The following is a 24,684-nucleotide window of genomic DNA, read 5'->3' as shown; positions in this document are numbered from 1 at the left end:
ACGTGACTGTCGACGCCGCCTTGGCGGCTTCTGCACGTGATTAGCGGTGGACCTGAAACCGCCCCACGGCAACGTAGGGCGGTTTTTTTGTTCACACCGCGTTGAGGCGATCAACCATGTCCGGGAATTTATCGACCAGCCTGATCAGCAGCGCCGCCTGGGCGTTAGGCCTGGACTTCTCTTGCTCCCAGTTACGCAGTGTGCTGGCGCTGGTGCGAATGCGTCTGGCGAATACGTTCTGCGACATGTGCAAACGCTCCCGCAGAGCGATGATTTCCTGAGCCGAAACGTCTGGCGCTGGTTTTTCCAGGAACGTATCGCTACGCAGGGTAATTTTTCCTTGTCGATGCGCGGCCATTTCCTCGACCCCTTGCATCATCTCTGCGAATAGATCGCGTTTTTTGCTCATTGCGTGCCTCGTTTCTTCAGTTCCGAGAGGATGACTTCCTTCAATTGCCGTTCTTGATCGGAAGACAGTTTCTCAAGCTCGTCCTTGTCGTAGATGGAGAACATCCAGAATTGCCCGTCACTGAGCAGCCAGTAATAGATCATTCTCAGCCCACCCCGTTTGCCTTTTCCTCTTCGCGAGTCCGGCCAGCGCAGCTTCCAGAATCCTCCGGTTCTCGGCATCAGATCCCCCATGGTAGGGTTTGCCATTAACGCTAGCTGAAGTGTGCGATAAGCCTCTTCGTCCAGATAGTCGGGACGGAGGCAGCTGAAAGCCGACGTTTCAAAAAATACAGCATCCATAGAAATATACGCAAATCGATTATGGTTGTGAGTGAGTGCCGCTACCTTACCCCCAAGCCAACGCTCTCTCATTCAGGTTTTTGCCACGATCTGTTGCGCAGATTCTTGCTGCAAAAAAGCCGTCAAACCCCACCTTTTGTTCTCATCCTTTTCACAAAAAATTGATGGCCCTCTGCCTAAAGTTTGCGATGTCGAAGAAGCGTTTTCGTTTTTGATCGGCATTCTCTTTTCAGGCACGCAGATCCCTCCATGCTGAACGTAAAAGCAGTTCGTCCCGAGCTCGTGACCGTGCTCGCCAGTGTTTTTTTGCTGGTCGGGTTTAACCTGACGCTGTGGCAGCACCTGTTTACCATTACCGATTTCAACGGTAAGGGGCTGTTATTGCGTGGCGCGTTTGCCGTGATGGTTTTTTGTGCCTTTAATATTTTTCTGACGTTGTTTGCCTTCAAGAAGGTATTAAAGCCGGTGTTGATCGCTTTATTCATGATCAGCGCGGGTGTCGCGTATTACATGGGCGAATACGGGGTCATGATCGATTCAGGGATGTTTCGCAACTTAGCGGAGACCAACATCACCGAAGTTCAAGGGTTGCTGTCGTTAAAACTGTTTATTTATCTGTTTGCACTGGGCGTCGTGCCGTCCGTGGTGCTGTGGAAGGTGCCGGTCAACTACCGTCGCTGGCCGCGCGAAGTGTTGAGCAAAGTGATCGTGAGTGCCGTCTGCTCCTGCGTGATCGGTGGCGTGGCGCTGATGAACTATCAAGGGCTGGCGTCGCTGTTTCGCAACCATCACGAACTGCGCCTGATGGTGGTGCCAAGCAATTACATCGGTGCGTCGGTGGGTTACCTGAGCGAGCAGATCAAATCCGCGCAGAAGCCGTTCGTCAGCATCGGCCAGGACGCGCAACTGGCCAGCGACTGGCAGCAACACCCGCGTAAGTCGCTCACCGTACTGGTGGTCGGCGAGAGTGCCCGGGCCGAGAATTTCGGCATTCTGGGCTACAGCCGCGACACCACGCCGCTATTGAAGAAAGAGCCCGGTCTGCTGACCTTTACCGATGTTCACTCCTGTGGCACCGAAACCGCTGTGTCGGTGCCGTGCATGTTCTCCAACATGGGGCGCAAGGATTACGACGCGAGCACCGCGAAGAACGAGGAGGGCATGCTCGACGTGCTCAAGCGCGCCGGTCTCGACGTGATCTGGCGCGATAACCAGTCGGGCTGCAAAGGCACCTGCGACCGTGTCACCCTGCAAGATGTCAGTAACCTCAAGGACCCGTCGTTGTGCGCCAATAACGAGTGCCGCGACGAGATCCTGCTGCAGGGCTTGCAGCACTTTATCGACACGCTGGACAAGGACACCGTGTTGGTCCTGCACCAAATGGGCAGCCATGGCCCTGAGTACTTCAAGCGTTACCCAAAAGAATTCGAGAAATTCACACCGGTGTGTGAAAGCAACGCCCTGAATAATTGCTCTCGGGAAAGTATCGTCAACGGGTACGACAATACCTTGCTGTACACCGACCATGTATTGGCGACGCTCATCGATATTCTGCGCAGCAACCAGAATAAAGTGGACACCGCGATGCTGTATCTGTCCGATCACGGCGAGTCGCTGGGGGAATACAACTTGTTCCTGCATGGCACGCCTTACATGTTGGCGCCGGATCAGCAAAAACACGTACCGATGATTGCCTGGTTCTCCGACAACTATCAGCAGTCGTTTGCGGTAAACACGCATTGTTTGCAAAAAGAACGTAACGCACCGTTGAGCCAGGACAATCTGTTCCATTCGATGCTGGGCCTGCTGAAAGTGCACACCCAAGTCTATAACCCGGCGCTGGACATGTTTGCCGGCTGCCGGGGGATTTATACGGATGGGGTACTGGCGAATGAGTGAACACACCACCGACCAGCACCCGGTGCAGCAATACGTGCAGCGCCATGAGCAGGGATTGGCCAGACGCTTGAGCCTTTGGCGCGACGCCCAACTGGCCCGTCAGGCGCTCCGTGACGCGGGCGAGCCAGGGCTGGTGCTGGACGTGCCGTCAGGGTCCGGGCGTTTCTGGCCAGTTTTGGCCGAGCATTCGAATCGGGTGATTCTGGCGGCGGACCCCTCCACCGACATGCTTGAAATCGCTGAAGCGCAGTCGAGTGCCGAGGTGCGCAAGCGGATTCGCACGTTCCAGAGTTCGGCGTTTTCAATCGGGCTGTCGGAGAACGCGGTCGATTGCATCTTTTGCATGCGGCTGTTCCATCACGTGGCGGATCGGGAAAAACGCCAGGCCATCCTTGAGGAGTTCTATCGCGTCACCCGCGACACGGCCATTGTTGCGCTGTGGGTGGACGGCAACATCAAGGCGTGGCGACGCAAGCGTCAAGAATGCCAAAGGCTCGCTTCGGGCAATTCGACTGCCGTGCGCAATCGCTTCGTGGTGTGCCGCGCCGACATTGAGTCAGAGTTTGCCGAGGCCGGGTTCAGGATCATCGGTCACCACGATTTTCTTCCCGGCTACGCCATGTGGCGGGTGTACGTATTGAGCAAAAACGGCTGAACGATCCGATAGACGGTCGCGGTTCACTCTCCCGTCGCCAAACATGGAAGATGAAGTTGTTCGAGACTTGTAGGACGGATGCCCGGTAAACGCTCATAGCGATATATACTGCGCGCCATTCTTCAAGGGAGAGCCGTGTGGCCATCGATATTCACTGGATTCGCGACGACGACAGCCTCGCCCGACACTGCGCAGAGTGGCAGACGCTGCCATTCGTTGCCCTCGACACCGAATTCATGCGGGTCGATACCTTCTATCCCATCGCCGCGCTCTTGCAGATCGGCGACGGGTCGCGCGCCTACCTGATCGACCCGTTGCTGATCAACGCGTGGAAACCCCTGGCCGCCCTGCTGGAAAACCCTGACGTCATTAAAGTTGTTCATGCCTGCAGCGAAGACCTTGAAGTCCTGTTGCGCCTCACGGGCAGCCTGCCCGCGCCGCTGTTCGACACCCAGCTCGCCGCCGCCTATCTGAACCTCGGATTCTCGATGGGCTACTCGCGCTTGGTGCAGGAAGTCCTGAACATCGAGCTGCCCAAAGGCGAAACCCGCTCGGACTGGCTGCAACGTCCGCTTTCGGACACGCAAATCAGCTACGCCGCCGAAGACGCCGTGCACCTGGCCGAGGTCTACAGCCTGCTGCGCCCGCGCTTGTCCGATAAAAAATACGCCTGGGTGCTGGAAGACGGCGCCGAACTGGTCGCCAACCTGCGGCGGGAAACCGATCCCTACGAGGTCTATCGCGACGCTAAGCTGGCGTGGAAACTGTCCCGTGCCCAGTTGAACGTGCTGCGCGAACTCTGCGCCTGGCGCGAGCAGCAGGCCCGCCTGCGCAATCAGCCGCGCAATCGGGTGCTGCGTGAGCATTCGTTGTGGCCGCTGGCAAAGACTCAGCCCGATAACCTCGGGGCGTTGGCGAAAATTGAAGACATGCACCCCAAGACCGTGCGTCAGGATGGCGAGTTTCTGCTGGACCTGATTAAAAAAGCCGGCAGTGTCACCCCCGATCTGTGGCCGCCAGCCTTGCCTGAGCCGTTGCCGATTGAAGCGTCGAACGTACTGAAGAGCCTGCGCGCCATTGGCCAGCAGCAAGCCGAGCACCTCGACATGGCGCCGGAGCTGATGCTGCGCAAGAAGACGCTCGAAGCCCTGCTCAAGACCGGTTACCCAGACGGTCCCTATAAACTGCCCGATTCGTTGCGTGGCTGGCGCCGCGAATTGATGGGCCAGATGCTGCTCGACAGCCTGGCCAACGCCGGAGAACAGCCTTGAAACGTATTTGCTCCATTTATCGCAGCCCACGCAGAAATGAAATGTACCTCTATGTGCTCAAGAGCGATGCGCTTGAGCGCGTGCCGGTCGAACTGCTGAGCGCATTCGGCAAGCCGCACCACGCGTTCGATCTGGTCCTCTCCCCGGAGCGCGCGCTGGCCCGTGAAGACATTCACGCAGTGCTGGCGAACCTGGAAAAGCAGGGCTATCACCTGCAAATGCCGCCGGCCGAAGATGAGTACATCGAGCACCTGCCTGAAGAGTTGCTGCGCCGCAACGACCCGGTCTGACCGAATTTCGACCCTGCAAGTCATCGCAGGGGTTTACCGGACCGCCAAGCGTTTCTGGCCTGTTTTTTGGATCGAGCGTCTAGGGCCAGACGCCATGCGGTCGCATGTCTGTTTTTGTGAGTTTTGAATCCATGCGCGTTCTGATCGCCGAACACGATTACCCCGTTTACACCGAACTTCTCCGCAACGCTGCTCCTGACCTCGAAGTGCTGAGCAGCGGCGACTCCGCCGAGCTGTCAAAAATGGCGGCTGATACGCCGATCTGGCTGGGCCAGCCGGACTTGCTCGCCAACCTGCTGCGTCAGGGGCACAAGCCGCAGTGGCTGCAATCGACTTGGGCCGGGGTCACCCCCTTGCTCGCGCCTGGACTCAACCGCGACTATCGATTGACCCGTGCCGTGGGCATCTTCGGTCAAGTGATGGCCGAATTCGTCCTGACTTACATGCTGGTGCATGAGCGCGAAGTGCTGGCGCGGCTGGTCAGCCAGGTCGAGCGCAAGTGGGACGACCGAATGGGCCATAGCCTGGCGGGGCGCAAGGCGCTGATCGTCGGCACCGGCGACATCGGCGTCAGCGTCGCGCAGTTCCTGCTGCCGTTTGGCGTGCAGGTGTCGGGCGTTGCATCGACTGCCCGTGAACAGGCGCCGTTCGTGGAAGTTGGCTCGATGGACGATTTGCCACGTCTGGTGGGCGAAGCGGATTTCGTGATCAACCTGCTGCCAAACACGGCGCAGACCCACGATATCTACGACGCGAAGCTGTTCGCCCAATTCAAGCCGTCGTCGTTGTTCATCAACGTTGGACGCGGCGTAGCGGTAGTGGATGCCGACCTGGTCAATGCCTTGAAGGAAGGGCACCTGGCGGGCGCGGTGATCGACGTGTGCCGTCAGGAGCCGCTGCCGCAACGTCACCCGTTCTGGACCGCGTGGGGCCTGCTGCTGACCGGCCACAGCTCCGCGCCGACCTCGCCACCGGCCATGACCCAATTGTTCGTAGAGAACCTGAGAGCGTTCAACGCGGGTGAGCCGCTGCGCGGATTGGTGGATTTCGCGAAGGGGTATTGAGGCGGGAGGCTGATCTGACTGATGCGCCGCAATGTTTGCGGCTTGAAGCGGACCTGACTGATCTGGCCTCCCAAAAATGGATCAGGCGACAGAGATGTGTCGGCTGTAATGCCTATTCGCGAATGAATTCGCTCCCACAGGAGAGCAGCGGCGCCAGGATGTTTGTGGCCTGACGCGGACCTACCTGTAGGAGCGAATTCATTCGCGAAAGATGGATCAGGCGACAGAGATGCGTTGGCTGTAACGCCCATTCGCGAATGAATTCGCTCCTACAGGAGAGCACCAGCGCCGCAATGTTCTCGGCCTGACGCCGATCCAACTGTGGGAGCGAATTTATTCGCGAAAGATGGATCAGGCGATACAAATGCGTCGGCTGTAAGGGCCTTACAAACTGAAATCCCCTTCAGCCGCCAATTCCCCCACCGGACGGCGCGGGCTTGGGGTTTCGCGGGCTTGCAGGTACTCGGGCAGGGTCGATTTATCGCCCAGTTTGCCAATCGCCACCGCTGCGTGAATGGCGTAACCCTCTGGAATCTTCAATTCCTTGCGAGTCTTCTCCTGATCGAAACCGGCCATGCCGTGGGTATGCCAGCCGCTCAGGCTCGCTTGCAGCGCCAGGTGACCCCACGCCGAACCGGTGTCGAAGGTGTGCCACAGCGCAGGCGTTTCTTCAGTGGCGCCTGGTGCGGTGAAGGTGGTCTTGGAAATCACGATCACCAGCGCCGACGCGTGCTTCGCCCAGCCTTGGTTGAATTCCACCAGCAGGCTCAGAAAGCGCTCCCAGTTCGGCGTGTCGCGGCGCGCATAGAGGAAGCGCCACGGCTGCGAGTTATACGCGGACGGCGCCCAGCGTGCGGCCTCGAAGAAACTCAGCAGGGTTTCCTGCGGAATGCTCTCGCCGGTAAAGGCGCGAGGCGACCAGCGATCGGTGAATTGCGAATGAATGGCGTAGTCGGCAATGCGGGAGTTGTCGCTCATGGAAATTCCGGTCCTGAAAAAAGTGAAGTGACCGCCCGCCAGCGAACGTGGCGAACGGGATCAATCAGATGGGCCGTGGACGGCAGGCATCATCGAAACAGGATGAGTCTGATGCGGGTGTCGCGAAGGATTGGAGCCCGTATTCGCGAGGGCATAAAGCTACTGCGACTGCCTGACGCTGACAAGCCCGCGTGTACCGACAGTCGCCAGCGCTTGGCCCCGCGTGCCCTGTGCCACTAGACTGGCGGCCTTTTCATCACCCGATACCGATTCCTTCGAAATCATGGCCGCCAAAGTCGAACCGTTCTGGATGCGCAAAACCCTCGATCAACTTGACCCGGTCGAGTGGGAATCCCTGTGCGACGGCTGCGGCCTGTGCTGCCTGCAGAAACTCGAAGACGAGGACGACGGCAGCGTTTACTACACGCGCGTTGCCTGCCAGTTGCTCGACCTGAACACCTGCCAGTGCACCGATTATCCGAATCGTCGCGCACTGGTGCCGGATTGCATTCAACTCACGCCGGGTCAGGCCGATGAATTCAAGTGGTTGCCGCCCACCTGCGGCTACCGATTGGTCAGCGAAGGCAAAGACCTTCCGCTCTGGCACCACTTGGTGTGCGGGGATCGGGAGCAAGTGCACAAACAACGCATTTCCCAGTCAGGCCGGATGCTCAGCGAAAAGAGCGTCGCCGAGGACGACTGGGAGGATTACCTGATCTTCCGCGCTGGCTGAGCTGTTGTGAGCTAACCCCGATCCAAAAGCCTGTCGCAACAGGAGTGGTCTACTCGTGCGTTATCAACTGCCGCTGTGTGCTGCGATGCTTGCGTTGGGCCTGGCGATGTCTGTTCCGGCCAGCGCCGCGAAGAACGTCGATCTCGATTATCACGTCACCTTGCTGCCGCAGAGTGATCAGGCTGAAGTGCGCCTGACGCTGGAGCAGGGCAGCGCCGTGCGCAGCCTGGACATGAACCTCGGCCAGAAGGGCTACTTCAGTGACTTCACCGCCGATGGCCAATGGATCGCGGGGCCGGAAGGGCGCGGGGTGTGGAAGCCTGCATCGGGGAAGGCCACGCTGACCTGGCGTGTGAAAATCAATCGTCACACCGCCGACGCAATGCCCGAAAAACCGCGCTACGACAGTCGCATGACCCCTGACTGGGCGTTGTTTCGTGGCGAAGACCTGGTGCCGCGCGCCCGTCTTGATCAGCAGGAAGGTGTGCATTTGCATGCGCGCTTGACCGTCGATCTGCCCACCGGCTGGAAAAACGTGGAAAGCTCATGGCCGCGCATTGGCAAGAATCGCTTCCGCATCGACAACGTGTCACGTCTGTTCGACCGGCCTACGGGCTGGATGCTGGCGGGCAATCTGGTCAATCGCCGTGCACGCCTCGGCGACACCGACGTCACCGTCAGCGCGCCGAAAGGGCAGGGCATGCGGCGGATGGAAACCCTGACGCTGCTGACGTTCGTCTGGCCGAAGCTGCAGGCCGTCTTCCCGCGAATTCCGGGCAAGCTGCTGGTGGTGGGCGCGGCGGACGGCATGGCACGCAATGCCAGCGCCGGTCACGATTCAATCTACCTCAACAGCACCCGGCCACTGATCAGCGAGAGCGGCGCCAGCCCCTTGCTGTGGGAACTGGTGCAGGTGTTTGCGCGCATTCGCACCAAGGACCGCAGCGACTGGATCAGGGCGGGCATCGCCGAGTATTACTCGGTCGAGCTGCTGCGTCGGGCCGGGGGCATGAGCGAGGACCGGTATCAGGACTGGCAATCGATCATGACGCGGGTCGGGCGCAAGGTAACGACCTTGCGCGGCGAGCGGGTCGATGCGGCCATGACGGCCCGTGCGGCATTGCTGATGGGGACCTTGGATCAGGAAATTCGGCGCAAGACCAACGACCAGAAATCGCTGGATGATGTGGCACAGGGGTTGATGCGAATGGGCGCGGTGAGCACTGAGGACTTCGTGCAGATCAGCGCGGGGGTGATGGGGGAGTCGTCGAAGGTGCTGGCGAGCAATCTGCTGCAATGAGGAAAGGCTTTCCCATTTCCCCATAGCGGCTTGGTTGCGGGTTTGAGCGATCTCAAGGCCGCCTCAATCATCTGCCAAACGCGACTCGAACTGTAGGAGTGAGCCTGCTCGCGATGAGGCCGGATCAGAAAATATCAGCGCCTGATCGACCGCTATCGCGAGCAAGCTCACTCCTACAGGGGACACGCGAATCAGTGAGAGTTTGTTTGGATCAAACGCCCTTCGGCCCTTTCACCGTATCAATGCTCTTGACCACTGCTTCTTCCGCCGCCACTTCAGCCTTGGTTTTCAGCTTGCTCAGTTCGGCGCCTGCCTCTTGAATGCGTGCGCGGGCCACGTCCATCTCGCTGCGGCTTTTTTCCAGCAGCGACTTGGCCGAGCAATGCCCCGTGATGCCCCGTGCGAGGACTGCGCCACCGATGGCCAGCTGCACCAATCCGAAGATGCCGCCACGGCGCAGACCCTTGCCCATCATCAACACGCCACCGGCCAGCGAGCCGATGCGCTCCCACCCCTGTACGTTTTGCTCTGGAAGGTCGTGAAGCTGACGATCGACACGTTTAAGGATCGGGGTATCGCTCATGATGCGTTCTCCATGAAAGGTAAGGTCCCTAAAGCTGACTCTCGGGCGGGCAAACTGTTCAATGCGTTTGACGCGGGACGTTGATCAGGTGCGGTCGGTTTCGCGCCCGAATTGCGGGCCGGAGCGGGTGTTGTTGCCCTTCGCCATGCGGTCGTAAAGCACCACGTTGACGGTCGCCGCCAGGTTCATGCAACCGGTGGTGGGGATATAGACGACGTCTTCGCACCAGTCACGAATCTCCTTGTCGAGGGAACCGTCTTCCGGGCCGAAGATATAAATCGCACGGTCCGGGTGGGTGTATTCAGGCAACGAACGGGCGCCTTCCACCAGCTCGACGGCGACAGGCACGCAGCCGAGGGGGATGATTTTTCTCAGGTCATCGATGCCGATCAGCGGGATGTCCTGATGAATTTTCTTGGTGTCCGTAACGAAATCCCGCGCCCGCTCGTAGCGTTTGCCCGTGTAAAACACCGAGGCCACGCCGTAACAGCCTGCCGCACGCATCACCGATCCGACGTTTTCCGGGGATTTAGGGTTGAACAAGCCGATGCAGGCATAGCGTTTGTTGGCCACGGGGGGAGATGCTCGTAAAAAAGGGGGCAGTTTCGAGGTTCGAGCTGCAAGCTGCAAGAAAAAGCAGTGAGCGGTGAACTCACGTGCACCGCTCTTGCTTGCAGCTCGTGGCTTACGCGTCGTCGCCGTTTTTCATCAGGCCAGCCAACGCGGCAAACGGGTTGTGGGTCGCCTTGGCTGTTTTCGGGCTGCTGGTGGAGCTGTCCGAGAAATACTGCTGGTCGGTGTAACGCGAATGCTCGTTGTCGTGGCAATACAGGCACAGCAGCTCCCAGTTGGAGCCGTCTTGCGGGTTGTTGTCGTGGTTGTGGTCGCGGTGGTGAACGGTCAGTTCGCTGAGGCGCTTGCCGGAAAACTCGCGGGCGCAGCGGCCGCAGACGTGCGGGTACATGCGCAGGGCTTTATCGCGATACCCCATCTCGCGGTCGCGTTGAGCGTCGGCGAGGATGCGGTCGAGTTTGGATGTGTTGGTCGGGGTTCCCGAACTCATGGTGTCACCTGTGACGTGTGCTGTGGGCAATGGGGCGATTCTAGCGCTTTGCGCGCGCGTCAGCCTTTGAGTTTTTCGGCAATCCAGATCGTATGCCGTGTCCCTTTATTGCCGTGGGCGTAGACTTTGACCTCTTCGGCCTTGAACCCGGCCTTGCGCAGTTTGTCGCTGAACGCGGCGTCGGCGCTGGCGGACCACACGGCCAGCACGCCCTTGGGACGTAGCGCGGTGGCGCAAGCGGCCAGGCCACCCGCCGAATACAGCCAGCTGTTGGCCTTTTGCGTCAGGCCTTCGGGGCCGTTGTCGACGTCGAGCATGATCGCATCGAAACCCTGAGGCTCGCTTTTCAGCACCTGCGCGACGTCCTGGACGACCACCTTGGCGCGCGGGTCCTGCAAAGGATTGCCCGATTTCTCACCCAACGGGCCGCGATTCCACTCGACCACACCGGGCACCAGCTCGGCCACCACCACTTCGCCATTCTTGCCCAAGTGCTTGAGCGCCGAGGCGAGAGTGAAGCCCATGCCCAGACCGCCGATCAGCACCCGTGGCTGCAAGCGCGAGGCGACCTTCTTGCAGGGAATTTCCGCCAGCGCATCCTCGGAGCCGTGCATGCGCGTGTTCATCAACTGGCCGCCGTCGCCGCCCTGAATCTTGATCACGAAGTCTTCGCCGTACTCGAACAGGCATAAGGCGCCGCCGTTGTCGGGGATCGGGGTGGTGTCGAGCAGAACGAAACGTTTCATGAAAAACCCGGAGAAAGGCGTGGCAGGGGCGCGGCGTGCAATTTGTCAGCGCACGAAGCGCTAAGCAGGCGTAGTCTGAGCGTCCCGACAGAAGATTGGCAGTGGAGGCCAACGATGAAGCGGTACATTCTAGCGGCGATTGCCGTGGCTGCGCTCGGTGCATCTCAGGTATTTGCCGAGGGCCTGCAACCTGTCCTCACTGCGCCGGAACCCATTGCCGCCACGTCCGGGTCGCCCGGCACGGCCACGCCGACCCCGTATCCACAAGTGTCGCCGCCCAGCGTTCCCCGCGCAGGCGGGCAAGGCAATCCGCCGTTATTGCCAAAAATCCCCCAGCCGGGGCCGCCCAAAGACGATGAACCGCTGCCAGGTTTACCGCCGCCCGCGAAGCCAAGCCCGTAATTCGAACCGTTTATTCCTGCTGCGCCAACACTTGACCATCCATCATCCGCAGCCGCTTGGACATGGCGATGGCGATGGCGCGGATGATCTTGGCCGCGACTTTGGGCGCTTCATTGAGCATCTTGTCCAGCGAGTCCTTGCCCAGGTTCAGCAAGTAGCAGGAAGACGCCGCCACGCAACTGGCCGAGCGACGTTCGCCATCCAGCACAGCCATTTCGCCGAATGCCCGACCGCTGCGCAGAATCGCCGTTTCGACCGGTACGCCTTCGCCGTTGCGCTTTTGCACCGACACCGTGCCCGAATGGATGATGCACATGAAGGTGCCCGCGTCGCCTTCGCTGAAGATCGCTTCGCCTTTCTCGATGCTGCTGATGCTGAAGTAACCGGCCGCCGCGGAAAAGTCCGCAGGGGTGAGCGCGAGGAACAGACCGCAGTCCATCAGCATCTCGCGGATCTCGTTGTTCAGTGATGAAGATGTCGGCATGGCATGTTCTTGTTGAGTGTTTGAAAAATGACCGGCACAACGGCACCGGACGTCTCAACGCCCGGCAGCCTTGATATGACAAAAGGCCTGCAAAGAGTTCCTCAGGCCAGCTGCAATACCTTGAAGATAAACCCGTATTCGAGCGCTACGTCACGCAATCCCTGATACCGCCCGCTCATCCCGCCATGCCCCGCGCCCAGTTCGGTCTTGAGCAGCAGCAGGTGGTCGTCGGTTTTGGTGTCGCGCAATTTTGCCACCCACTTGGCCGCTTCCCAATATTGCACGCGGCTGTCGTTGTACCCGGCGATCACCAGCATCGCCGGGTAGGCCTGCGCGCTGACGTTCTCGTAAGGCGCGTAGGCCTTGATCCGAGCGTAGACGTCGGGCTCTTGCGGGTTGCCCCACTCGTCGTATTCGGTCACGGTCAATGGCAGATCGGGGTCGAGCATCGTGTTGAGCACGTCGACGAACGGCACTTCGGCAATCGCGGCCTTGAACAGCTCCGGACGCTGATTGACCACCGCGCCGATCAACAGCCCCCCGGCGCTGCCACCGCTGATCACCAGTTTTTCGGCCGACGTCAGGTTTTCCGCAATCAGATGTTCGGCACAGGCGATGAAATCGCTGAACGTATTCTGCTTGTGCTCCTGTTTGCCTGTGCGGTACCAGACCTCACCCAATTCGCCGCCGCCGCGCACGTGGGCGATGGCGAAGGCGACGCCACGGTCCAGCAGGCTCAGACGGGCATGGGAAAACCACGGGTCGAGGCTTTCGCCGTACGCGCCATAGCCGTACAGGTACAGCGGCACCGGCTGACCGGCCAGTTCGCGTTTGACGACAAGGCTGATCGGCACCTGCGTGCCGTCGGCGGCGGTCGCCCACAAGCGCTGGCTGACGTAGGCATCGGCGTCGAACACCCCCAGAACCGGCGTTTCCTTGAGTACGACCTGGTCCCCGGTGGCCAGCGTCAATTGACGCACCTGGGGCGGACGGTTCAGCGATTGATAGCGCAGACGAATCTTGTCGCTCTCGAATTCAAGGGTGTCCTGCACATAGAGGTTGTAGGCCGCGTCCGGCAATTGCACGCGATAGGGCGGCAAACCCTGTGGGTGAACTTCGACGATGGGCAGGCCGCCTTCGCGCAGGCTCAAGGTCAAGCCACGGGCGTTGAGGCTGAAACCGTCGAGCATCACGCTGTCGCTATGGGGGATCAGCGTCTGCCAATCCTTGCGCTCTGGCACGTCGCTCGCCTGCTCAGGCGCGTGGAAGAGGGCGAAGTTGATGCCGTCCTGGTTGCTGCGAATCAGCCAGCTCCAGGCGCCGTCGACCAAACCGTGGTCCACCGAGTACTCGTGGCCTTCGCTGCGGGGCGCGATGCACACGAACGGCTGATCCGGCGTGCTGGCGTCCAGCACCCAACTTTCCCCGGTGGTCTTGCTGTCCAGACCCAGCACCAACTGGCGCTCGGAGCTGGTGCGGTAGCAATGCAGGAAGAAACGCCCGTCTGGCTCGCTGAACACCAGCTCCGCCGAGTCGTTGCCCAGCTTATGGCGATAGAGCTTGTGCGGGCGGTGGGTGTCGTCGAGTTCGCCGAAAAACAGGGTCTGGCTGTCGTTCGCCCACGTCATGCTGCCGTCGCAGTCTTCGAAGGGCAGGGCGGTGACGTCGCCGCTGCGCAGTTCCTTGACGTAGAGCTGGTAGACCTCTTCGCCGCTGGTGTCGAGGCTGTAGGCCAGTCGCTGATGGTCCGGGCTGATGCTGAACGCGCCGAGGGAAAAGAAGCCCCCATTGGCCAGCACGTTCGGGTCCAGCAGCAGCTCTTCAGCGTTTTCATTGACGGTCTGCGAATCGTCCGCCGGGCGCGGGCAGCGGTAGTGACGGGCGTATTCGTCGCCTTCAGTGGTCCGGGTGTAATACAGGTACGGCCCCCACGGGGAGGGCAGCGACAGGTCGGTTTCGAGGATGCGGCCCTTGATCTCTTGAAACAGGGTCTCGCGCAGGGCCTGTTGATCGGCCAGTTGCTGTTCCTGATAGCTGTTTTCGGCCTTGAGGTAATCGAGGACCTCATCGGTGTCGCGATTCTGGAGCCAGGCATACGGGTCGGCACCGTCGGCCTTGCGGGCAACGGGGGCGCGGAGAACAGCGTTGGAAGATGGCATGCGGGGCTCTCTCAAAAGTGAAACTGACCACTGCGACGGACGCCTGTGAAGAGGCGGCGGACCGATAACTACAGCCGGGTAAGCCAGGCTGGCGAAAAGTCGTTATCATAAGCGCCTCTTTACCTGCCTTACCACGGACGTCATGACCGACAACGACTATCTGATTGCCTGGGGCCTTTACGCGTTCGCCGCGTTGGGCTGTCTGTTGGTGTGGTTCAAGCTGACCGGCTGGATGTGGCGCTACTTGCGCGAACCGCTGCGGGTGATCGGCGCGGTCCTGCTGTTCTGCCCGACCATCATCGACCCGGCGAAGGACATTTATGCCCCGGCGCTGGCCATCAGCTTCCTGGACCTGGGGCTCAAGGTCGGCAATAACGTCTGGCGCGCCGCGCTCGACCTTTCGACCTATGGCGCCATTGCCTTGGGCGCCTACGTCATTTTCGCGTTGATCCGCTTGCCGTTCCTGCGCAAGAAAAAAGCCCGTCAGGCCCATGCCGAAGCGGCTGCCGCACAGGCCGCTGCCGAGCAGAAAGCTCAGGAAAAAGACGATGAGCCGTTCGCCGCGCCGGGCCCTTCGCGTTTTGCCAGCCCGGCAGCGCCTGCCAACGGTGGTTCGGTTGGCCGTCAGCGGGTTGAACCCAAGTTGTGAATACGCGCTCCTGCAAAAACTGATATGTGTCGTTGAGCGTACGGGATCCGAGCATGTGTGAACTTCTGGGCATGAGTGCCAACGTACCGACCGACATCGTGTTCAGCTTTACCGGGCTGATGCAGCGCGGCGGTCGCACCGGTCCCCACCGCGACGGTTGGGGCATCGGCTTTTATGAAGGGCGCGGCCTGCGTCTGTTTCAGGACCCAGCCGCCAGCAGCGAGTCGGAAGTTGCGCAACTGGTGCAGCGCTACCCGATCAAGAGCGAGGTTGTGATTGGCCACATTCGTCAGGCCAACGTCGGCAAGGTCTGCCTGTCCAACACCCATCCTTTCGTGCGCGAGCTGTGGGGCCGCAACTGGTGTTTCGCTCACAACGGCCAGCTGGCGGACTTTCACCCGAGCGCAACGTTCTACCGCCCGGTGGGCGACACCGACAGTGAAGCCGCGTTCTGCGACCTGTTGAACCGGGTGCGCGAGGCGTTTCCCGAGCCGGTCGAGATCGAACAGCTGCTGCCGACGCTGGTCCAAGCCTGCAACGAATACCGAAGCAAGGGCGTGTTCAATGGCTTGCTCAGTGATGGCGACTGGCTGTTTTGCTTCTGCTCCACCAAGCTGGTGCACATCACACGGCGCGCGCCGTTCGGTCCGGCACGGCTCAAGGATGTCGACGTGATCGTCGATTTTCAGGCCGAAACCACGCCCAATGACGTGGTGACGGTGATTGCCACCGAGCCATTGACCGAGAACGAAACCTGGAATCGCTACGAGCCCGGCCACTGGAGCCTGTGGCGTCGCGGCGAATGCGTGGCCGAAGGCCAATCCTGACTGAGAGGGACCTATGCTGCGAAGCTATCTGCGACTGGTGTTGTTCACGGCAGGCCTGTTGATCGGCGTGCAGATTCCCGGCTTCATCAGCGACTACAGCAAGCGCGTCGAAGCGCACCTGATGGAAGCGCAGCAGAACATGCGGGGCTACAACGACACCGCTTCGCGCTTTTTCAATGGCGACGTGCAGGCGCTGATCCAGCATTACCGCAGCAGCGACGACCCGGTGTTCAAAACTGATGCCAACAACATCAGCAACCTGCTGGGTCGCACTCAAATACTCGACCGCGAGTGGATGGCGCTGCAAGGCCCGTGGTACATGCGCGCCTGGCATGTCTTGACCGCCGCCGATGCGGACATTCGCAACGAAACGTGGAATGGCTACACGTGGCAGGTATTGCTGTCGCCCGAAGTCATCGGCTGGGGGCTGATCTGCGCGCTGCTGTTCTCGCTGGTGATCGAAAGCTTCGTGCTGTTCATCGACTGGGTATTCGTGGGACGGCATCATGTGCGCAAGGTGAATCGGGATTGGGAGTGACGAGCGCGACCGCTCTTCTGTAGGAGTGAGCTTGCTCGCGATGCGGAGTGTCAGTCACCGTTGCGCCGGCTGACCCTCCGCATCGCGAGCAAGCTCACTCCTACAGGTTCGACGCCATTCCGGACACTGGACCGTTCACTTTTTCTTATCCCCTCCCTCCGCTTTTATTAGTTGGACGCTTCATCCACTCCCGCCCAAGAATGCGCCTACACATGACAGGCGTGTTTCAGCGCTGCAAAGCGATGCTTCCCACGCGTAGACTCAAGCCTCGTCCCCAACCTTCAGCCGCACAGGAGATCATCCCTTGGGCCGCCTGTTATTGAATTGTGATATCGGTGAAAGCTACGGCGCCTGGACCATGGGTCTGGACGCCGAGGTCATGCCGTACATCGACTGCGCCAACATCGCCTGCGGCTTTCATGCGGGTGACCCCAGCGTCATGCGCAAAACCGTGGCCTTGGCCTTGACCCACAACGTCACCATCGGCGCGCACCCCGCGTACCCGGATCTGGTGGGTTTCGGGCGTCGGTCGATGGCCTGCTCGTCGCAAGAAATCCAAGACCTGCTGCATTACCAGATCGGCGCTCTGGACGGCGTGTCCCGCGCTCAAGGTGGGCGAGTCAGCTACGTCAAACCCCATGGCGCGATGTACAACGACATGATGGCCAACCCGGCGCAGCTGCGTGCGGTCATCGAAGGCATCGCCCGTTACAACGCCGAACTGCCGCTGATGCTGCTGTCCATGCGCGACAACAGCGGGGCGCAGGCCATTGCCGATGAGTTCGGCGTCAGCCTCTGGTTCGAAGCCTTCGCCGACCGCGCCTATGACAGCGCGGGGCGTCTGGTGTCGCGCAACCTGCCGGGGGCCGTACACCATGATCCCGAACATATCATCGGCCAGGCCATGACGTTGTCCCGTGGCGAAGCACTGATCGCCAGCGACGGCAGCGAATTGCTGCTCAAGGTCGATACCCTCTGCGTGCACGGCGACAACGCCAGCTCCATCGCGGCTGTGCAACGTATCCGTGAAGCCCTGGGGCAGACGTCCGCCTCATGAACCTGCGCATTGAAGTCGTTGCGATCGATTGCCTGATGGTGCGCCTGTTCGACGCCATCGACGAAGCCAATATGCCGTGGATGCTCGCCGCCAGCCTGCATCTGCGTAAAGGATTCGGTGCGCATTTGATCGATCTGGTGCCGTCGTACACCACGCTGATGGTGCATTACGACCTGATGGCGCTCAGCCCTCATCAAGCTCGCGAGGTGATCGCCCGAGCGCTGGAGGACCTGTCTCCGGACTCCGCCAAAGCAGGCCGACAGCATGTACTGCCGGTCTGGTACGACCTCCGCGTCGGCCCGGAACTGACGCTGCTGTCCCAACGCAGTGGCCTGCCGGTGGACGAAGTGATTCGGCGTCACAGTGAGCGTGAGTACCAAGTGTTCGCGCTGGGCTTCGCGCCGGGATTCGCCTTTATGGGGCTGGTCGAAGAAATCCTCGCCGCCCCGCGCATCAAAACCCCGCGCAAACGCGTCGCGGCAGGCAGCGTGGGCATTGCCGAGCGCCAGACAGCGGCTTATCCCCTTGAGTCCCCCGGCGGCTGGAACATCCTCGGTCGCACCCCCGCGAAATTGTTCGACCGCGACATCGACGGCTACAGCTTGATGCAACCCGGCGACACCGTGCGTTTCGCGCCCATCGATCACGCCGAATTCATTCGCTTGGGCGGCGACGACACCCCACTGGAGGCCTTGGCATGAGCCTGTTGACGGTCAAAAACAGCACGCCGCTGTGCCTGCTGCAAGACGCCGGGCGTTTTGGCGTGCGTCATCTCGGCGTGACCCAAGGCGGCGCGCTGGACTGGGTGTCCATGGCGTGGGCGAACAAGCTGCTGAACAATCCCTTGAATGCCGCCGTGATCGAAATCACCTTGGGTGGCCTGACGCTGATCGCTGAATCCGACTGCTGCCTCGCGCTGGCGGGGGCCGATCTGGGTGCGATGCTCGATGACCGCTCTGTCGCACCGTGGCGCAGCTTTTTCGTCCGCAAGGGCCAGCAACTGCGCTTCACGCAACCGGTTACCGGCGCTCGCGCCTACCTCGCCGCCCCGGGCGGTTTTGATGCCCTTGACGTGTTGGGCAGTCGCGCAACGGTGGGAAGGGAAGGGCTTGGCGGTCTGGACGGCACGGGCAAAGCGTTGCGCGAAGGTGATCCGTTGCGTTACTTCGGCGCGGCTTTCGAACTGCACACGCTGCCCGATCACCTCATCCCCGACTTCACTGATAAGCGCCCGCTGGACGTCGTCCTCGGTGCACAAATCGGCCAGTTCAGCGGCCTGAGCCTGTTTGACGCCTTCAACAGCGACTGGACCCTCGACAGCCGCGCCGACCGTATGGGCCAACGCCTGCTAGGGCCGGAACTGGTTTACCAGGGCAAACCGATGATCTCCGAAGGCATCCCCCTCGGCGCCATCCAGATTCCTCCGGATGGCCAACCTATTGTCCTGCTGAATGATCGCCAGACCATCGGCGGCTATCCGCGACTCGGCGCACTGACCCCGCTTTCGCTGGCGCGGCTGGCGCAGAAACTGCCGGGGAGTGGGGCGCGGATGAGGGCGGTGGTGCAGGACGTGGCGTGGCGGGAGCAAGTGGGATTTTTGCGGCAGCTGATGGCTTGATTGCTTTGTAGCCTGATTCCTACGTTTTGGTCAGAACGGGGTGGCGCCCGGCTCAGGTCATCTGATTAGGAGCGCTGCCGCTAAAACTCTCATGTGCAACTGGCATGAGGAGCTGTCCATGAACCTGGATTTGATCGTAGATAGTCGCCATTCGTACCGGCAAGCGGTGGAGATTGCGTTTGAAAAAGCTAAGAAGAATGGACGCGTAGACGAACAGACGGCACTGGAGTGTGAAATTATTTTAAGCCGGCCAGAGTCCGATTATGTTTATCACGAGACGCGTTTTGATAATACGCTGCGCCCCTCCGGTGATGGCGGCGTGTTTTTTAGGTCGATGAGCACCTGCGAGATGTATGAACAAATCAGGATGGATTGGCGAAAAAAAGAAGCCAGCATCCAGGCGGATGACCTGCGAGCCAAGTTTGAAGAGCAAAAACGACAGTTAGCTGAGAATCACCCAACGCTTGCGGATAAAGATTTCAGCTTTTCAGTTGATGAACATGGCACGATTACGCCGGTTTCGGGAATGGACACGTTTGCGCCGCACGAAAGGAATCTGATCTCGGAATGGTTAAATGAAAACAAAGAATTCAAGGAAATGGCCAAGCGTTACATATGGTCTTTGGCAGTCTTGGTTAACAGAACGCTGGAGGGACTAAATGCGGACTATGCGAGGTATTTCCAAGGGTCAAATCCCAACAAGGCTCACGATGTGAATCCGTCGTGAGCCTGCCTGATTACCTTACGATTTTGGCCGAGCAAATGTGTGCGAACGGAACGGGGCTAACACCTGTTTGCTTATTGCCCTGTACTGAAATATGCCAGTGGCCCGTGTTGTAGCTCACCTGCCATTTTGTCTTGAAGTCGTATACGCCGACAAAAGGATCAGAGATTTTTGTGCCGTGGCAATCTTTTAGTTTTATCGTTTCTGAGATGCCTCCTGAGAGACCGGTTGTTCTTTTGGAGATCACGCTGGGAGTAGAGCCTTCATGCTCAATAGCCATTGTGAATTCGACCGTCGCTCCTTCAACAGGATGCCCGGTTGAGTCCTCTATGCTTGCTCCCCAATCGACCTGGCGCATGAACTTTGGCGTGGAAAAAAAGATAGAAAATTGCTCCGCATCCCCGGACACCCTTGTGTGTCGAGTAAAAGGCGCGGACCCAAATTCAATGTGAAATTTTCGACCGGGCGGTAGTGCTATGCCACTGGCCTTTGCCACTCTCACGAGGATTTTTTGCTCAGGTTGCAGTGGTGCACTGATGTAGCTATCAAACGTGGGTACTGGCTTCCAGTCTTCGTCTATTTTGTACTCGATTTTCCATTGCGATCCATTAGGTCCTCTTTGAACATCATGTACCATAAACTTTTGTCCGCGCAAAGCGGTGAAGCTGTAATATTTGACATCGCTGTCATTATCCAGCGTTCCAATGACGGTATTAAGTTTGTCTGGCAGCGCCTCGATGTGGGGGGCTGGTGACTCAGGAACCTCTGCGTTGGCACCGCTGAGGTGAGTGAAGGGTAATGCAAGTGCCAGCGAAGCACACAACGTTTTTATTTTTCTCATTTTAAACATCCATTTTTTTGTGACCGCACTCAGGCTGTTAAGGCTCAGCTGATTAGCGGCTAAGTATTTATATGATGAGTATTTGAACTTGATATCTACAGTAGGGTTATCGCCTACTGACAAAAAGCGACGTAATCAGCGGTGTGGATATTCGTCAATAGGAAAAATGTAACCGCACCAAATGCAGTTATCTATTCGCGTAATGGATAACGGTTTGAGAGGGACACGGCTTAGCGTTGCAATAAGAGGCCAGCTTTGCTGCCAAAGGCGTCATGTCTCAAACAACGGTGTCGTCTAGCACGACGCCACCGCAGGCAAGCCGTGCTACTACCGTCTCAGCATTACTTCGCCAAATACCGCATCCCTTCCTCCAACCCCCGCAGCGTCAGCGGGTACATCTGATCTTCGATCAAATCCCGCACGACATTGGTTGAGGTGGTGTAGCCCCAGGCGTCTTTGGGGTAGGGGTTGATCCAGATGATTTTCTTGAACTTGGCCATGAAACGGTGCATCCAGACGTAGCCCGCTTCTTCGTTCCAATGTTCGACGCTGCCGCCCGCTTGGGTGATTTCGTACGGGGCCATGGCGGCGTCGCCGATAAAGATCACTTTGTAGTCGGCGCCGTATTTGTGCAGCAAATCCTGAGTTGAAGTGCGCTCGGAGGTGCGGCGCAGGTTGTTCTTCCACACCGATTCATAAATGAAGTTGTGGAAGTAGAAATACTCCATGTGCTTGAACTCGGTCTTGCAGGCCGAGAACAGTTCTTCGCAGATCTTCACGTGGGCATCCATGGAGCCCCCGATGTCGAACAGCAGCAACAGCTTGATGGTGTTGCGGCGTTCCGGACGCATCTGGATGTTCAGCAGCCCCGCGTCGCGTGCGGTGTGGTCGATGGTGCCGTCGATGTCCAGCTCGTCCGCCGCGCCTTGACGTGCAAATTTGCGCAGGCGGCGCAGGGCGATCTTGATGTTGCGCGTGCCCAATTCGACCTGATCATCGAGGTTCTTGTACTCGCGCTGATCCCAGACCTTGGCGGCCTTCCCCTGACGTTTGCCCGCATCGCCGACGCGAATGCCTTCCGGGTTATAGCCGCCTGAGCCGAACGGGCTGGTGCCGCCGGTGCCGATCCATTTGTTGCCACCGGCGTGGCGTTCTTTCTGTTCTTCCAGACGCTTCTTGAATGCTTCGATGAGTTTGTCGAGGCCGCCCAGCGACTGAATCTGCGCGCGCTCTTCATCGGTCAGCGAGCGTTCGAACTCCTTGCGCAGCCAGTCTTCGGGGATCAGCGCCTGCAAGTGATCGTCGAGCTTTTCCAAGCCGTTGAAATAGGCGCCGAACGCCCGGTCGAACTTGTCGTAATGGCGCTCGTCCTTGACCAGAATCGCCCGCGACAAGTAGTAAAACTCGTCCATGTCGGCGAACGTCACCCGCTGTTTCAGGGCGTTGATCAGGTCCAGCAGCTCACGCACCGAGACCGGCACCTTGGCTGCACGCATTTCGTTGAACAGGTTGAGCAACATGAACAGGGCCCCGACTTATCCGGAAGAACTCAGCGATTGCCGCGACGGCTCATGAACGCCAGACGCTCAAGCAACTGCACGTCCTGCTCGTTTTTCACCAGGGCCCCGGCCAGCGGCGGGATGGCCTTGGTCGGATCGCGTTCGCGCAGCACGGCTTCACCGATGTTGTCCGCCATCAGCAGCTTCAGCCAGTCCACCAGCTCGGAGGTCGAGGGTTTTTTCTTCAGACCAGGCACTTTGCGCACGTCGAAGAACACGTCCAGCGCCTCGCTGACCAGGTCTTTCTTGATGTCCGGATAATGCACATCGACGATCTGTTGCAGCGTGGTGCGGTCAGGGAAGGCGATGTAGTGGAAGAAGCAGCGACGCAGGAAGGCGTCCGGCAGCTCTTTTTCGTTGTTCGAGGTAATGATGATGATCGGGCGTTTCTTGGCCTTGATCGTCTCGTCGATCTCGTAAACATAGAACTCCATCTTGTCGAGTTCTTGCAGCAGGTCGTTAGGGAATTCGATGTCGGCCTTGTCGATCTCGTCGATCAGCAGGATCACCCGCTCCTCGGCCTCGAAGGCTTCCCAGAGCTTGCCTTTCTTAAGGTAATTGCGCACGTCGTGGACTTTATCAACGCCCAATTGCGAGTCGCGCAAACGGCTGACCGCGTCGTACTCATACAGACCTTGATGGGCCTTGGTGGTCGATTTGATGTGCCAGGTGATCAGCTTCGCACCGAAGGATTCGGCCAGTTGCTCGGCGAGCATGGTCTTGCCGGTGCCTGGCTCGCCCTTGACCAGCAGCGGACGCTCCAGGGTGATCGCCGCATTCACGGCAAGCTTCAGGTCGTCGGTGGCGACATAGGCGCGGGTGCCTTCGAACTTCATCGGAAAATCCTCGAACAAGGCGCGGCCACTGATGCCCGGACGCCGAAAAGAATGCAGCGACTATAACGCGCCCCCCGCCCGACTGTGAACGCAGACGCTTTATTCAGTCTCTGAATGGCGGGTCGGGGTTTGACTGGCGGAAAATTGTAACGCTGATTTTTTGAGTGCATGTTTGGCGCTACCATCGCCGCTTCTCAAATAGTTCAGCCGACACATTTTCATAAACACCCCTCAGGACGCTTTAAATGACCCGCATGGATCGCCCGCGACTCAAGTCTGTTCAGCCGCTTAGTGGTTATCGGCTGGCTCTGACCTTCATCGATGACCGACAGGTTGTTCGGAACATGAGCAATGATGTTGAGAGATTGCCAGCCTTGGCACGCTTGAAAGACCAACAAGCGTTTGCCTCGGCGGAAGTTGCAGATGATGGGTGGGCCGTGGAGTGGCCCACCGTTGATATCCAGATAGGCGCTGATACGTTCTGGACCGAATGATTTCGCAGCCTTACTGCGCCTCACTCTTCCCACTGTCATACCGCGTGTTGAACGCCTGCACGAATGCGTTTTGCAGAATCTGCAGGAAGGCCTGAAACGCGCTGACATCCTGTTTGTGCACGCTGCCGCTGAGTTCGACGCGGGTGGCGAACTGGTTCTTGCGCTGGTTCTTGAGCACGGTTTCGCTGGCGCCGACCATGGCTTCCCAGACCGAGCGGAAGAAGCCTTTGTTCTTGTTTTCGACGTCTTGCTGCCAGTTGAAGATGTCGACGTCCCGCAACAGGGGTTTGACGTAGCCGCTGAGCTGACCTTTGTTAGCCTGGGCTTCAATGACGATGTCGCCGTTGCCCGCGTTGAAGTCGAACTTGCCGTAGGCGGAGGCGAAGTCGTTCATGCTTTTGAGTTGCAGGTTGGTGGCGCGCAGCTTGAAGTCGAAGTCTTCGAAGTTCTGGAACGGGTCGAAGGTGGCCGAGGTTTCCAATGGCGCCTCACCTTGCAGCAGGGCCTTGCCTTCGAAGCGGGCGTCGCGTTTGCCGGCGGTGTCCACCACGTTGGTGATGTTGTAGACGCTGGCGTTGACCTTGTCGGCTTCGATCTTCACTTTGGGCGTGGAGGTGAAGTTGCTGAAGGTGATCTTGCCATCGGTCACGCGGACTTCGTTGAGCGTGATCGGCAGCAGCTTGTTCAGCTGCGCACGCCAGTCGGTGCCCGCACCGGTCTGGGACTGTTGCTTGTTGCTGCCGCCGTCGACGAAGTTCAGCTCGGGGCTCAAAAACGCAACCTCTGCGACCACGGCATGGTCGTACCAGAGGGCGTGCCAACTGACCGACAGGTCGATCACGGGCACTTTAAGCAGTGGAACCGGGACCTTGCCGTCGACTTTGACGATGTTCAGGCCATTGATCTTGTAAGCCCCGCGCCACAGGGCCAGATCGACGTCCGTGACCTGGCCGCGATAGTCGCCCATGTCCGCCAGTTTTTCATTGAGGTAGTTGCGCACCACGTACGGCAACGCGATGTGTATGACGATCAACAGCACTACGAGCCCCACGACTGTCCACAGCGGCCAGCTATAGCGACGTTTCATGGCTGATGTCTCCGGTGTTCGGGAAGGGTGACTGCTAGATGTGTTGACTGTCGCCGATGTCATCCGTTCGCACTGGA

At 59.2% G+C, this 24,684-nt stretch carries 28 protein-coding genes and 1 pseudogene; 16 read left to right on the top strand and 13 right to left on the bottom strand.

Annotation, left to right across the window (positions count from 1 at the left end):
* Nucleotides 1–91: 91 nt before the first annotated feature.
* Nucleotides 92–409 (bottom strand): helix-turn-helix domain-containing protein, encoded by a 318-nt coding sequence (locus ACWKWE_RS07645; RefSeq protein ID WP_166597541.1) that lies wholly within the window; start codon nucleotides 407–409, stop codon nucleotides 92–94.
* Complete coding sequence (locus ACWKWE_RS07640) at nucleotides 406–750, bottom strand: toxin (protein WP_483850164.1); 345 nt, start codon at nucleotides 748–750, stop codon at nucleotides 406–408. Before ACWKWE_RS07640 ends, ACWKWE_RS07645 begins: the two co-directional genes overlap by 4 nt.
* 249 nt (nucleotides 751–999) lie before the next feature.
* On the opposite strand from ACWKWE_RS07640, the gene ACWKWE_RS07635 reads away from it, so the two are divergent.
* The 5 genes from ACWKWE_RS07635 to ACWKWE_RS07615 all read left to right on the top strand — a co-directional run bounded on the left by ACWKWE_RS07635 (nucleotide 1,000) and on the right by ACWKWE_RS07615 (nucleotide 5,929).
* Complete coding sequence (locus ACWKWE_RS07635; RefSeq protein WP_483850163.1) at nucleotides 1,000–2,649, top strand: phosphoethanolamine transferase; 1,650 nt, start codon at nucleotides 1,000–1,002, stop codon at nucleotides 2,647–2,649.
* The gene (locus ACWKWE_RS07630) at nucleotides 2,642–3,304 is read left to right on the top strand and encodes a class I SAM-dependent methyltransferase (protein WP_483850162.1); all 663 of its coding nucleotides are present in this window, start codon (nucleotides 2,642–2,644) and stop codon (nucleotides 3,302–3,304) included. The genes ACWKWE_RS07635 and ACWKWE_RS07630 overlap by 8 nt, the downstream gene beginning before the upstream one ends.
* A 137-nt stretch (nucleotides 3,305–3,441) precedes the next feature.
* The gene (gene rnd / locus ACWKWE_RS07625; protein WP_483850161.1) at nucleotides 3,442–4,575 is read left to right on the top strand and encodes a ribonuclease D; all 1,134 of its coding nucleotides are present in this window, start codon (nucleotides 3,442–3,444) and stop codon (nucleotides 4,573–4,575) included.
* On the top strand, nucleotides 4,572–4,865 hold the full coding sequence (locus ACWKWE_RS07620; RefSeq protein ID WP_166597546.1) for a YcgL domain-containing protein: 294 nt from the start codon (nucleotides 4,572–4,574) through the stop codon (nucleotides 4,863–4,865). The genes rnd and ACWKWE_RS07620 overlap by 4 nt, the downstream gene beginning before the upstream one ends.
* A 131-nt stretch (nucleotides 4,866–4,996) precedes the next feature.
* Entirely contained in the window at nucleotides 4,997–5,929 is a 933-nt protein-coding gene (locus ACWKWE_RS07615) for a D-2-hydroxyacid dehydrogenase (protein ID WP_483850160.1), read from the top strand.
* 384 nt (nucleotides 5,930–6,313) lie between these two features.
* Here the strand turns inward: ACWKWE_RS07615 and ACWKWE_RS07610 are convergent, their stop codons facing one another.
* Nucleotides 6,314–6,907, bottom strand: a complete 594-nt coding sequence (locus tag ACWKWE_RS07610; protein WP_166597548.1) for a nitroreductase family protein — start codon at nucleotides 6,905–6,907, stop codon at nucleotides 6,314–6,316.
* A 283-nt stretch (nucleotides 6,908–7,190) separates the two neighbouring features.
* Between ACWKWE_RS07610 and ACWKWE_RS07605 the strand changes: the two genes are divergently transcribed.
* Both ACWKWE_RS07605 and ACWKWE_RS07600 read left to right on the top strand, forming a co-directional pair.
* Nucleotides 7,191–7,640: a YcgN family cysteine cluster protein gene (locus ACWKWE_RS07605; protein WP_166597549.1), complete on the top strand. Its 450-nt coding sequence runs from the start codon at nucleotides 7,191–7,193 to the stop codon at nucleotides 7,638–7,640.
* Nucleotides 7,641–7,725: 85 nt separating this feature from the next.
* On the top strand, nucleotides 7,726–8,940 hold the full coding sequence (locus tag ACWKWE_RS07600) for a hypothetical protein (RefSeq protein ID WP_483850467.1): 1,215 nt from the start codon (nucleotides 7,726–7,728) through the stop codon (nucleotides 8,938–8,940).
* A 211-nt stretch (nucleotides 8,941–9,151) separates the two neighbouring features.
* Here ACWKWE_RS07600 and ACWKWE_RS07595 read toward each other — a convergent pair whose 3' ends face one another.
* The 4 genes from ACWKWE_RS07595 to ACWKWE_RS07580 form a co-directional block, all read right to left on the bottom strand.
* The gene (locus tag ACWKWE_RS07595; RefSeq protein WP_483850159.1) at nucleotides 9,152–9,523 is read right to left on the bottom strand and encodes a YgaP family membrane protein; all 372 of its coding nucleotides are present in this window, start codon (nucleotides 9,521–9,523) and stop codon (nucleotides 9,152–9,154) included.
* Nucleotides 9,524–9,607: 84 nt separating this feature from the next.
* The gene (locus ACWKWE_RS07590) at nucleotides 9,608–10,096 is read right to left on the bottom strand and encodes a TrmH family RNA methyltransferase (RefSeq protein ID WP_166597551.1); all 489 of its coding nucleotides are present in this window, start codon (nucleotides 10,094–10,096) and stop codon (nucleotides 9,608–9,610) included.
* Between the two features lie 112 nt (nucleotides 10,097–10,208).
* On the bottom strand, nucleotides 10,209–10,586 hold the full coding sequence (locus ACWKWE_RS07585) for a YajD family HNH nuclease (RefSeq protein WP_483850158.1): 378 nt from the start codon (nucleotides 10,584–10,586) through the stop codon (nucleotides 10,209–10,211).
* A 59-nt stretch (nucleotides 10,587–10,645) separates the two neighbouring features.
* Nucleotides 10,646–11,332 carry a spermidine synthase gene (locus ACWKWE_RS07580; protein WP_341962876.1) on the bottom strand — a complete coding sequence of 229 codons (687 nt, stop codon included), beginning with the start codon at nucleotides 11,330–11,332 and terminating at the stop codon, nucleotides 10,646–10,648.
* A gap of 114 nt (nucleotides 11,333–11,446) precedes the next feature.
* Here ACWKWE_RS07580 and ACWKWE_RS07575 point away from each other — a divergent pair, with 114 nt between their 5' ends.
* A complete protein-coding gene (locus ACWKWE_RS07575) occupies nucleotides 11,447–11,734 on the top strand; it encodes a hypothetical protein (RefSeq protein ID WP_483850157.1) in 288 nt (95 codons plus the stop codon).
* Nucleotides 11,735–11,744: 10 nt separating this feature from the next.
* Here ACWKWE_RS07575 and ACWKWE_RS07570 read toward each other — a convergent pair whose 3' ends face one another.
* Nucleotides 11,745–12,218, bottom strand: a complete 474-nt coding sequence (locus tag ACWKWE_RS07570) for a cyclic nucleotide-binding domain-containing protein (RefSeq protein ID WP_483850156.1) — start codon at nucleotides 12,216–12,218, stop codon at nucleotides 11,745–11,747.
* A gap of 101 nt (nucleotides 12,219–12,319) precedes the next feature.
* Nucleotides 12,320–14,377, bottom strand: a complete 2,058-nt coding sequence (locus ACWKWE_RS07565) for a S9 family peptidase (protein WP_483850155.1) — start codon at nucleotides 14,375–14,377, stop codon at nucleotides 12,320–12,322.
* Nucleotides 14,378–14,519: 142 nt separating this feature from the next.
* Here ACWKWE_RS07565 and ACWKWE_RS07560 point away from each other — a divergent pair, with 142 nt between their 5' ends.
* From ACWKWE_RS07560 to ACWKWE_RS07530, 7 genes are all read left to right on the top strand, one after another.
* On the top strand, nucleotides 14,520–15,026 hold the full coding sequence (locus tag ACWKWE_RS07560; protein ID WP_483850154.1) for an MFS transporter: 507 nt from the start codon (nucleotides 14,520–14,522) through the stop codon (nucleotides 15,024–15,026).
* Nucleotides 15,027–15,079: 53 nt separating this feature from the next.
* Entirely contained in the window at nucleotides 15,080–15,853 is a 774-nt protein-coding gene (locus ACWKWE_RS07555) for a class II glutamine amidotransferase (protein ID WP_341962884.1), read from the top strand.
* A gap of 13 nt (nucleotides 15,854–15,866) precedes the next feature.
* On the top strand, nucleotides 15,867–16,391 hold the full coding sequence (locus tag ACWKWE_RS07550) for a DUF2937 family protein (RefSeq protein ID WP_483850153.1): 525 nt from the start codon (nucleotides 15,867–15,869) through the stop codon (nucleotides 16,389–16,391).
* A 304-nt stretch (nucleotides 16,392–16,695) separates the two neighbouring features.
* A complete protein-coding gene (locus tag ACWKWE_RS07545; RefSeq protein WP_401144755.1) occupies nucleotides 16,696–17,448 on the top strand; it encodes a 5-oxoprolinase subunit PxpA in 753 nt (250 codons plus the stop codon).
* Nucleotides 17,445–18,149 carry a 5-oxoprolinase subunit B family protein gene (locus ACWKWE_RS07540; RefSeq protein WP_483850152.1) on the top strand — a complete coding sequence of 235 codons (705 nt, stop codon included), beginning with the start codon at nucleotides 17,445–17,447 and terminating at the stop codon, nucleotides 18,147–18,149. The genes ACWKWE_RS07545 and ACWKWE_RS07540 overlap by 4 nt, the downstream gene beginning before the upstream one ends.
* Nucleotides 18,146–19,066, top strand: coding sequence for a 5-oxoprolinase subunit C family protein (locus ACWKWE_RS07535; protein ID WP_483850151.1), 921 nt, complete (start codon nucleotides 18,146–18,148; stop codon nucleotides 19,064–19,066). Before ACWKWE_RS07540 ends, ACWKWE_RS07535 begins: the two co-directional genes overlap by 4 nt.
* Before the next feature lie 118 nt (nucleotides 19,067–19,184).
* On the top strand, nucleotides 19,185–19,793 hold the full coding sequence (locus ACWKWE_RS07530; protein ID WP_166597563.1) for a hypothetical protein: 609 nt from the start codon (nucleotides 19,185–19,187) through the stop codon (nucleotides 19,791–19,793).
* 10 nt (nucleotides 19,794–19,803) lie between these two features.
* Here ACWKWE_RS07530 and ACWKWE_RS07525 read toward each other — a convergent pair whose 3' ends face one another.
* The 3 genes from ACWKWE_RS07525 to ACWKWE_RS07515 form a co-directional block, all read right to left on the bottom strand.
* Nucleotides 19,804–20,631 carry a hypothetical protein gene (locus tag ACWKWE_RS07525; RefSeq protein ID WP_483850150.1) on the bottom strand — a complete coding sequence of 276 codons (828 nt, stop codon included), beginning with the start codon at nucleotides 20,629–20,631 and terminating at the stop codon, nucleotides 19,804–19,806.
* 341 nt (nucleotides 20,632–20,972) lie between these two features.
* Complete coding sequence (locus ACWKWE_RS07520; RefSeq protein ID WP_483850149.1) at nucleotides 20,973–22,151, bottom strand: vWA domain-containing protein; 1,179 nt, start codon at nucleotides 22,149–22,151, stop codon at nucleotides 20,973–20,975.
* A 29-nt stretch (nucleotides 22,152–22,180) separates the two neighbouring features.
* Nucleotides 22,181–23,026 (bottom strand): AAA family ATPase, encoded by an 846-nt coding sequence (locus ACWKWE_RS07515; protein WP_166597566.1) that lies wholly within the window; start codon nucleotides 23,024–23,026, stop codon nucleotides 22,181–22,183.
* Nucleotides 23,027–23,271: 245 nt separating this feature from the next.
* On the opposite strand from ACWKWE_RS07515, the pseudogene ACWKWE_RS07510 reads away from it, so the two are divergent.
* A pseudogene (locus ACWKWE_RS07510) lies at nucleotides 23,272–23,517 on the top strand (DUF2442 domain-containing protein); the annotation flags it as partial.
* Between the two features lie 13 nt (nucleotides 23,518–23,530).
* Here the strand turns inward: ACWKWE_RS07510 and ACWKWE_RS07505 are convergent.
* Nucleotides 23,531–24,607: a DUF748 domain-containing protein gene (locus tag ACWKWE_RS07505; protein ID WP_166597568.1), complete on the bottom strand. Its 1,077-nt coding sequence runs from the start codon at nucleotides 24,605–24,607 to the stop codon at nucleotides 23,531–23,533.
* Nucleotides 24,608–24,684 lie beyond the last annotated feature (77 nt).

The sequence above is a fragment of the Pseudomonas salicis genome (genome assembly GCF_057128705.1).
The sequence above is the reverse complement of the archived record's forward strand: the minus strand, read 5'-3'. Positions and strand labels throughout refer to the sequence as shown.

Excerpts from the sequence above, each read along its gene's own strand:
- ACWKWE_RS07610 (WP_166597548.1), bottom strand. The coding sequence starts at position 6,907 with ATGAGCGACAACTCCCGCATTGCCGACTACGCCATTCATTCGCAATTC.
- ACWKWE_RS07560 (WP_483850154.1), top strand. The coding sequence starts at position 14,520 with ATGACCGACAACGACTATCTGATTGCCTGGGGCCTTTACGCGTTCGCC.
- ACWKWE_RS07580 (WP_341962876.1), bottom strand. The coding sequence starts at position 11,332 with ATGAAACGTTTCGTTCTGCTCGACACCACCCCGATCCCCGACAACGGC.
- ACWKWE_RS07540 (WP_483850152.1), top strand. The coding sequence starts at position 17,445 with ATGAACCTGCGCATTGAAGTCGTTGCGATCGATTGCCTGATGGTGCGC.
- ACWKWE_RS07565 (WP_483850155.1), bottom strand. The coding sequence starts at position 14,377 with ATGCCATCTTCCAACGCTGTTCTCCGCGCCCCCGTTGCCCGCAAGGCC.
- ACWKWE_RS07555 (WP_341962884.1), top strand. The coding sequence starts at position 15,080 with ATGTGTGAACTTCTGGGCATGAGTGCCAACGTACCGACCGACATCGTG.
- ACWKWE_RS07605 (WP_166597549.1), top strand. The coding sequence starts at position 7,191 with ATGGCCGCCAAAGTCGAACCGTTCTGGATGCGCAAAACCCTCGATCAA.
- ACWKWE_RS07530 (WP_166597563.1), top strand. The coding sequence starts at position 19,185 with ATGAACCTGGATTTGATCGTAGATAGTCGCCATTCGTACCGGCAAGCG.
- ACWKWE_RS07520 (WP_483850149.1), bottom strand. The coding sequence starts at position 22,151 with ATGTTGCTCAACCTGTTCAACGAAATGCGTGCAGCCAAGGTGCCGGTC.
- ACWKWE_RS07635 (WP_483850163.1), top strand. The coding sequence starts at position 1,000 with ATGCTGAACGTAAAAGCAGTTCGTCCCGAGCTCGTGACCGTGCTCGCC.
- ACWKWE_RS07570 (WP_483850156.1), bottom strand. The coding sequence starts at position 12,218 with ATGCCGACATCTTCATCACTGAACAACGAGATCCGCGAGATGCTGATG.
- ACWKWE_RS07505 (WP_166597568.1), bottom strand. The coding sequence starts at position 24,607 with ATGAAACGTCGCTATAGCTGGCCGCTGTGGACAGTCGTGGGGCTCGTA.
- ACWKWE_RS07640 (WP_483850164.1), bottom strand. The coding sequence starts at position 750 with ATGGATGCTGTATTTTTTGAAACGTCGGCTTTCAGCTGCCTCCGTCCC.
- ACWKWE_RS07575 (WP_483850157.1), top strand. The coding sequence starts at position 11,447 with ATGAAGCGGTACATTCTAGCGGCGATTGCCGTGGCTGCGCTCGGTGCA.
- ACWKWE_RS07595 (WP_483850159.1), bottom strand. The coding sequence starts at position 9,523 with ATGAGCGATACCCCGATCCTTAAACGTGTCGATCGTCAGCTTCACGAC.
- ACWKWE_RS07645 (WP_166597541.1), bottom strand. The coding sequence starts at position 409 with ATGAGCAAAAAACGCGATCTATTCGCAGAGATGATGCAAGGGGTCGAG.
- ACWKWE_RS07550 (WP_483850153.1), top strand. The coding sequence starts at position 15,867 with ATGCTGCGAAGCTATCTGCGACTGGTGTTGTTCACGGCAGGCCTGTTG.
- ACWKWE_RS07515 (WP_166597566.1), bottom strand. The coding sequence starts at position 23,026 with ATGAAGTTCGAAGGCACCCGCGCCTATGTCGCCACCGACGACCTGAAG.
- ACWKWE_RS07615 (WP_483850160.1), top strand. The coding sequence starts at position 4,997 with ATGCGCGTTCTGATCGCCGAACACGATTACCCCGTTTACACCGAACTT.
- ACWKWE_RS07630 (WP_483850162.1), top strand. The coding sequence starts at position 2,642 with ATGAGTGAACACACCACCGACCAGCACCCGGTGCAGCAATACGTGCAG.
- ACWKWE_RS07535 (WP_483850151.1), top strand. The coding sequence starts at position 18,146 with ATGAGCCTGTTGACGGTCAAAAACAGCACGCCGCTGTGCCTGCTGCAA.
- ACWKWE_RS07585 (WP_483850158.1), bottom strand. The coding sequence starts at position 10,586 with ATGAGTTCGGGAACCCCGACCAACACATCCAAACTCGACCGCATCCTC.
- ACWKWE_RS07525 (WP_483850150.1), bottom strand. The coding sequence starts at position 20,631 with ATGAGAAAAATAAAAACGTTGTGTGCTTCGCTGGCACTTGCATTACCC.
- ACWKWE_RS07600 (WP_483850467.1), top strand. The coding sequence starts at position 7,726 with ATGCTTGCGTTGGGCCTGGCGATGTCTGTTCCGGCCAGCGCCGCGAAG.